The sequence below is a fragment of the Arthrobacter sp. sptzw32 genome (assembly GCF_059089735.1).
In genome coordinates this window covers 101,572-108,295 of record NZ_JBNHEZ010000010.1, presented here as the reverse complement: position 1 = coordinate 108,295, position 6,724 = coordinate 101,572, and the positions used below count along the sequence as shown (strand labels likewise).

Sequence of the window (6,724 nt, the reverse complement as noted above, 5' to 3'; positions counted from 1 at the left end):
CATCAACGGCACCCCCTGGTACACACCCCCAAAACACCTCGACCCCCACCAAAAACCCCAACAAAACCACTACTTCAAACCACCCCCACCACCCCAAGCCACCACCGAAACAAACACCACCGCGCGGGAATGAAGATGGACCCCAACTGGGGATGCTGCGTAAACAGCCTCGTCCCCGGGGAGCCCGAGCGGCTGCAAGGACCGACCTGCCGCCCGTGGGCGCACGCCCGCAAGCCAGTATTCTCGGTTGCGGGAAGGCACTGCTTCCTTTTGATCACCTCCATTAGGCTTCACAGCATGACGTCCGCCGTGCTAAGGCTGGTTCCCCCGAACCACCTTCACGGCGTCGGCCGGCTTTCCCGGGGTACTCGAGCACTGGCAGGAGCGGGCGATGAACCAACACCTAAACAGGGCGCTACGGTGGCCACTGCCGGAGGAACTGCCTCTTCCTGTCATCATGGATCAGCGATGGATAGATGCCGTTTTCCTGCACTGGCGCATTCCGGAACCCGTTGCAGCCCGTTTTATGCCCCGGGGCGTTCAGCCGGATACCTTCGACGGAACCTCCTGGGCCGGCCTTATCGGCTTCCGCATGAAGGAGGCGGGCATAGGACGGGGACCAGGCATCCCGCACCTGGGAAATTTCACTGAGGTCAATGTCCGCCTCTACTCCAGGGAGTCCGACGGCACGCGTGGTGTGGTTTTTCTAAGCCTGGACGCAAACCGGCTGCCCGTGGTCCTGGCCGCTCGGGCGGCGGGCATACCCTATGTTTGGTCGCGCACCGGTTACGCGCCGCCGTCGGCTTTGGCCCCAGTTACCAGCTACTCAGTCCGCAGGTTCAGGCAGGGCGCCAGCAGCATTTTCCGTGCTGCGCCGGATCTTGGCACGCCTGCGGACGATCCACTGTCCATTCATCTGACAGCGCGCTTCGGGCTGCACAGCACTTTCAGGGGCCGTACGGTCTATATCCCGAACACCCACGAACCGTGGCCCCTGTACGTTGCAGACGTGCTCGAACTAGAAGATGGTTTGCTTGGAGCCGCAGGGATGGAAGTGGCTGGCCCGCCGGATTCCGTACTGTACTCGCCCGGGGTCCGGACCCAATTCGGCCGGCCCCGGTTCGTGGGCCGATAACTGACCCCGAAGGTTCGCTAAACGTCCTGCCAGCCGCGGCCTTTACTGAACGTTGCCAGAAGGTTCCCAACCCCGGCGTTCAGGGAGTTGGACGGGTCGAAGTACAAGGATGCCTCAGTTGCACGGCTGTGGGTGATCAACTGCTCCGCCTCCAGCTTAGCCTCGGGAACAGTAGCCCCGATGATGCCGGTTCGCGCTGGCAGCTCGGGAGTGTGCACAACATCTGCACTGGTCTGAGTCAGCGGAATGGTGGTACCAGAGTTGATCTCATCGTGCGGGAACTCAAACTCGGCGTCGTCGGCGGCAGGAATCGTGTACTCCAGGAAAAAGGTCATGAACCCACCTTTGCAGAAACCCCCTCATCACGGAAAGTGCGCCCACCGCATCGCGGGCCGGTTAAGTATTCCCACGTCAAGGACCTGCTCCTATACTTGCGGCATGATGATGTCGCTGTGGTTCGGCGTCATAGCATCCAGTGCTTTGGTCCTGGGTGCTTTCATCGGTGTCCGCTTCGAACTTCCCAAGCGCCTCTTGGCCATGTTGCTCGCCTTCGCCGCAGGTGCCCTGATTACAGCACTCGCTTTCGAACTGTTCGAGGACGCCTACGAACACGGCGGGATCGTCCGCGCGGCCGTCGGTCTAATGGGCGGGGCAGTAGTGTTCACGGTCCTCAGTGCCCTGTTGGACCGATGGGCCCAAGCAGGCGACGACAAACAGGCCACTCCTGCAGACGAGCTCCAGGGCAGCGCCAAGCTGGACACCGATGCAGCTGCCAGCGATAAGGCGCCCACAGCTGCATCAACGCGTGGAGCAGCAGGCCTGGCGCTGTTGGCAGCAGTAACCCTTGACGGTGTGCCGGAGAACGTTGCCCTCGGAATCGCGCTTGGTGAAGGAACCGGCGGTTTAGCACTCCTCGCGGCCATCTTTGTCTCAAATTTCCCGGAAGCACTGGTAGGTTCGGCATCCATGCGCAGCCAAGGCCGGTCAACCGGAAGCATCCTCGGACTCTGGCTGGCATGTGCGGCCCTGCTGGTGATCGCCGTCGTAGTGGGTGCGGGACCGCTGTCCGGAACAGACCCGAAAGCCATCTCCATCCCCCTGGCTTTTGCCGCCGGCGCCGTGATCGCATCGCTCGCGGACACCCTAATGCCCGAAGCATACGAACACGGCGGCCCGGCCGTCGCCCTGAGCACGGCCGCAGGATTCATCCTCGCGTTCGTGCTGTCACTGGCCTAAGGCGCAGCTGCCGCACCCCCACCTGGCCACGCAATCGCCAGCCTCCAGTCCGGCTACTTGCCGAGCCCCGCCCTGCGCAGCGCTTCAGCCATCGCGGTATCTACAGGGGCCGCCTGGGAAGCAGAACCGCGGCCAGCCGCCGGGGCGCTGCGTGCCGGCTTGCCACCCTTTCGTCCCTGCTCCTGGCCAACCCCCCGTTCCGACCCCCTGGCGGCGCCCTGTCCGGCACCGGGGCTGCCGCCGCGCCGGCCATTCTGGTCTTTCCCCCCGCGCTCCTGGTTCTGCGGCCGGCCGCCAGGCTTTCCGGCAGCCGTGGCACCGGAACCAGCGGCACCCGAAGTAGGTTCATCCTCAAGCCGCAGCGTCAAGGAGATGCGCTTACGATCGGGGTCTGCCTCAAGCACTTTCACCCGGACCACCTGCCCGGACTTCACCACCTCACGCGGGTCTGACACAAAACGGTTCGCCAGCGCCGAGACGTGGACCAGTCCGTCCTGATGGACGCCCACATCCACGAATGCCCCGAACGCTGCAACGTTTGTCACGGTCCCTTCCAGAACCATCCCCGGCTTGAGGTCGGAGATCTTCTCAATCCCCTCCGAGTAGGCGGCAGCTTCGAAGGCGGGACGCGGGTCCCGCCCCGGTTTGTCCAGCTCCACCAGGATGTCCTGCACCGTGGGAAGCCCAACGGTATCGTCAACAAACTCCCGTGGGTCCAGCGATGATGCGGGAGCAGAACCGGCGGCAACCAGGATCTTCCGGGCCACCGCATAGGACTCCGGGTGCACGCTGGACGCGTCCAGCGGCTCCGCTCCCCCGGTGATCCGGAGGAAGCCGGCGCACTGCTCGAACGCTTTGGCTCCGAGCCGCGGCACTTTCTTCAGTTCGGCCCGCTTTGTGAAGGGCCCGTGCTCGTTGCGGTACGCCACGATGTTTTCACTCAGCAGCGGCCCGACGCCGGCAACCCGGCTAAGCAGCGCGGGCGAAGCAGTGTTGACGTCGACCCCAACGGCGTTGACGCAGTCCTCCACGACTGCGTCCAGACTGCGGTCCAGCTTCGATGCCGTCACGTCGTGCTGATACTGGCCAACGCCGATGGACTTCGGATCAATCTTTACCAGTTCGGCAAGGGGGTCCTGCAGCCTGCGGGCAATGGACACTGCCCCGCGGAGAGACACATCCATCCCCGGCAATTCGGCCGCGGCGAGGGCTGAAGCCGAGTAGACGGATGCCCCGGCTTCAGAAACCACAAGCTTCTGCGGCTTGCGCTCCACGTCCGGCAGACGCTTTATCAGTTCAGCGGCGAGCTTATCCGTTTCCCGGGACGCGGTTCCGTTGCCAATGGCCACCAGTTCGACGGTGTGCTGCCGTACCAGCCGTACCAGCGTTGCCAGCGCCTCGTCCCACTTCCTGGCCGGCGCGTGCGGGTAGACCGTGTCCGTTGCCACAACCTTGCCGGTGCCGTCCACCACTGCTACCTTGACGCCGGTCCGAAGCCCAGGGTCCAGTCCCAGCGTCGCCCGGTTCCCGGCAGGTGCTGCCAGCAGCACGTCCCGAAGGTTGGCGGCGAAAACGCGGACGGCCTCGTCCTCTGCGGCGGCGAACATCTTGCCCCGAAGATCGGCCGTCAACCGCGCGAGCACGCGCGACCGCCACGCCAACTGCGCCGTTTCCATTAGCCAGCTGTCAGCGGGACGTCCGCGGTCGGCGACCCCAAGGCACCTGGCCACCGCTGACTCGTACCGGGAACGCGCGGCGGCAAGGGCGGCGTCGTCTGTAGGGTCTGCTTCGGCGAGATCGAGCTCAAGGACGCCGTCCTTCTCGCCGCGCAGCAAAGCCAATACCCGGTGCGACGGCATACCCGCCGGGGCCTGCGCGAACTCGAAGTAGTCAGCGAACTTCTGCCCCTCGGTCTCCTTCCCCTTCTTCACGCGGGACACCATGCGGCCCTGTGTCCAAAGACGCTCGCGCAGGGTTGCGGCGAGGTCGGGATCCTGCGCAACCCGCTCCACGAGAATGGCCCTAGCACCGGCGAGCGCGGCAGTTGCATCACCAACGGCGTGCTCAGGGTTGAGGTACTTGGCGGCCTCACGGTCCGGGTGAAGCTCCGGCCGTTTCAGCAGCGCGTCGGCCAGCGGCTCCAGGCCGGCTTCACGGGCCATCTGTGCTTTGGTCCGCCGCTTGGATTTGAAGGGCAGGTAGATGTCCTCGAGCCGGGACTTGGTATCAGCAGCGAGGATCGCTTTCTGCAGCTCGGGGGTGAGTTGGCCTTGCAATGCAACGGTGTCGAGCACCGTACGACGGCGATCCTCCAGCTCCCGGAGGTAGCGCAGGCGCTCATCGAGGTCGCGGAGCTGCGTGTCGTCCAGCGTGCCGGTGGCTTCCTTGCGGTACCGGGCAATAAAGGGGACCGTGGAGCCGCCGTCGAGCAGCTCCACCGCTGCTTTCGCCTGCCAGGCTTTGACACCCAGTTCGGCTGCTATCTGGCTATAGATTCCGTCCTCCCTTTTGCTGGGTGCGGACGGTGCAGGGGAAGGAGCATGCGGCAGTTGGGTCACCAGAACATCTTGCCCTAAGCGCTTGGCCCGCTCCACTGGCGCTTAACGCTGCCGCCTGGGAGCTGGCTATTCCGCTGCCGCCCGCAAAGTGCTGTAGTTGGAATACCGTCACAAGGCACCCATCGCTCGAGGAAGAGGGCATCATGCGGGAACTGCTTATTGTGTTTCAGGAGGGGTTCGAGGAAGCGAACATCACCGTGACGGTGAACGGCAAGCAGGCGCGGCGGGACTTGGACGTTTCCACAAATCCGATACTCGGCATCGCGTCCGAGGTGTCCGTGGAGCTGCCGGCAAAGGGCGCGCACGTCGGAGTTGAAGTGACGAACAAGGGCCTAAAGGCGATCACGAAGGTCAGTGGAAAGCCCAAAAGCGTGCTTGTATCCATCGAGGACGGCAAGCTCGTGATGACAGAAGGAACCGGCCGGGAGGCGCTTCTTTAGCACTTCCTGCTGTCGCTGGACCCGCCCCTAGTAAAACTCCATTTGCTGGAGTAGCATTCGATCACCGCCGGGACCCCAGTGGAGCCCGGTGGGCCAACTTCAGTAGCCGAAGGCCGTCGGATGGCGTTCGGCGCCCGCTGCCGGGACAGCACACCGGACAGCAAACGACGGCGGCACCCAGGCCGGGTGCCGCCGTCGTTGTTATCGCGTAATCGCGTTGAAGGGCAATTAGCCGGCGTAGGCCGGGTAGTCTGTGTAGCCTTTGGCGCCTTCGGCGTAGAAGGTGGAGGGGTCGGGCTCGTTCAGCGGCAGGCTCTCGTTCCACCGCCGTGCCAGGTCGGGGTTGGCGATGGCGGGACGGCCCACCACCACAGCGTCAGCGTGGCCGTCGGCCACCAGCGCAGCCGCTTCCTCCCGGGTGGTGACGACGCTGAACCCGGTGTTGACCAGGAAGGTGCCGCCGAAGCGGGCGCGTAGGTCCTGGACCAGTTCGCCGGCCGGTTCGTGGTGCAGGATGCTGAGGTAGGCGAGGTTCAGCGGGGCGATGCTGTCCACCAGCACCTCATAGGTTGCCCGGACATCTGCGGCGTCAACCTCCGCAATGCCCTGGACGTTGTGCTCCGGCGAGATACGGATACCCACCCGGTTGGCTCCCACCGCTGCCACAACCGCGTTGACCGCCTCAATGACGAAACGAGCCCGGTTCTCCGGGGAACCACCGTAGCTGTCCGTGCGGATGTTGGAGTTCGGTGCCAGGAACTCATGAAGGAGGTAGCCGTTGGCCGAGTGCAGCTCCACGCCGTCGAACCCTGCCTCTATGGCGTTCAGCGAGGCGGCCACGAATTCCTGAATCACCAAAGGCAGTTCGTCCGTGGTGAGTGCGTGCGGCACGGGGTAGGGCTGTTTGCCCGAGGGGGTGCGAACGTCGCCCTCAATAGCTACTGCACTGGGGGCGACGATGGTGTTGCCGCCTGTGATGTCGGGGTGCGAGACCCGGCCGCCATGCATAACCTGGGCGAACATCCGGCCGCCTTCGGCGTGGACCGCGTCGGTGACCTTCTTCCAGCCGGCCATCTGTTCCTCAGTGACGATGCCGGGCTGGCCGGGGTAGGAACGGCCTGCCTGGCTGGGGTAGGTTCCTTCGCTGACAATCAGGCCAAGCGAAGCGCGCTGGCGATAATGCTCCGCGATGAGGGGTCCGGGAACACCATCCTCTCCGGCGCGGAGCCGGGTCAGGGGCGCCATCACCAGTCGGTTCGGGAGCTCAAGTTCACCAAGGGCCAGAGGGGAAAACAGCATGCGCGTCCTTTCGAAGTATTCGACGTACTGTCTGGCCCAACTGGGAGGCACCTGCA

6 protein-coding genes are annotated in these 6,724 nt (G+C 64.4%); 3 read left to right on the top strand and 3 right to left on the bottom strand.

The window, feature by feature from the left end; all coding sequences use genetic code 11:
• Positions 1 to 391 precede the first annotated feature (391 nt).
• Positions 392 to 1,135 carry a YqjF family protein gene (locus tag AC5RVN_RS16895; protein WP_494138693.1) on the top strand — a complete coding sequence of 248 codons (744 nt, stop codon included), beginning with the start codon at positions 392 to 394 and terminating at the stop codon, positions 1,133 to 1,135.
• Between the two features lie 17 nt (positions 1,136 to 1,152).
• Here the strand turns inward: AC5RVN_RS16895 and AC5RVN_RS16890 are convergent, their stop codons facing one another.
• Positions 1,153 to 1,470 (bottom strand): hypothetical protein, encoded by a 318-nt coding sequence (locus tag AC5RVN_RS16890; protein ID WP_494138692.1) that lies wholly within the window; start codon positions 1,468 to 1,470, stop codon positions 1,153 to 1,155.
• A 103-nt stretch (positions 1,471 to 1,573) separates the two neighbouring features.
• Here AC5RVN_RS16890 and AC5RVN_RS16885 point away from each other — a divergent pair, with 103 nt between their 5' ends.
• Positions 1,574 to 2,371: a ZIP family metal transporter gene (locus AC5RVN_RS16885; protein WP_494041260.1), complete on the top strand. Its 798-nt coding sequence runs from the start codon at positions 1,574 to 1,576 to the stop codon at positions 2,369 to 2,371.
• Positions 2,372 to 2,424: 53 nt separating this feature from the next.
• Here AC5RVN_RS16885 and AC5RVN_RS16880 read toward each other — a convergent pair whose 3' ends face one another.
• Positions 2,425 to 4,929 carry a Tex family protein gene (locus AC5RVN_RS16880; RefSeq protein ID WP_494138691.1) on the bottom strand — a complete coding sequence of 835 codons (2,505 nt, stop codon included), beginning with the start codon at positions 4,927 to 4,929 and terminating at the stop codon, positions 2,425 to 2,427.
• A 143-nt stretch (positions 4,930 to 5,072) separates the two neighbouring features.
• Between AC5RVN_RS16880 and AC5RVN_RS16875 the strand changes: the two genes are divergently transcribed.
• Positions 5,073 to 5,369 carry a hypothetical protein gene (locus AC5RVN_RS16875; RefSeq protein ID WP_494041262.1) on the top strand — a complete coding sequence of 99 codons (297 nt, stop codon included), beginning with the start codon at positions 5,073 to 5,075 and terminating at the stop codon, positions 5,367 to 5,369.
• Positions 5,370 to 5,597: 228 nt separating this feature from the next.
• Here AC5RVN_RS16875 and AC5RVN_RS16870 read toward each other — a convergent pair whose 3' ends face one another.
• Positions 5,598 to 6,668 carry an alkene reductase gene (locus tag AC5RVN_RS16870; protein ID WP_494138690.1) on the bottom strand — a complete coding sequence of 357 codons (1,071 nt, stop codon included), beginning with the start codon at positions 6,666 to 6,668 and terminating at the stop codon, positions 5,598 to 5,600.
• Positions 6,669 to 6,724: the final 56 nt, after the last annotated feature.

Bases quoted from the DNA above. Each gene is read 5' to 3' on its own strand.
- AC5RVN_RS16875 (WP_494041262.1), top strand. From the start codon at position 5,073: ATGCGGGAACTGCTTATTGTGTTTCAGGAGGGGTTCGAGGAAGCGAAC.
- AC5RVN_RS16890 (WP_494138692.1), bottom strand. From the start codon at position 1,470: ATGACCTTTTTCCTGGAGTACACGATTCCTGCCGCCGACGACGCCGAG.
- AC5RVN_RS16895 (WP_494138693.1), top strand. From the start codon at position 392: ATGAACCAACACCTAAACAGGGCGCTACGGTGGCCACTGCCGGAGGAA.
- AC5RVN_RS16870 (WP_494138690.1), bottom strand. From the start codon at position 6,668: ATGCTGTTTTCCCCTCTGGCCCTTGGTGAACTTGAGCTCCCGAACCGA.
- AC5RVN_RS16885 (WP_494041260.1), top strand. From the start codon at position 1,574: ATGATGATGTCGCTGTGGTTCGGCGTCATAGCATCCAGTGCTTTGGTC.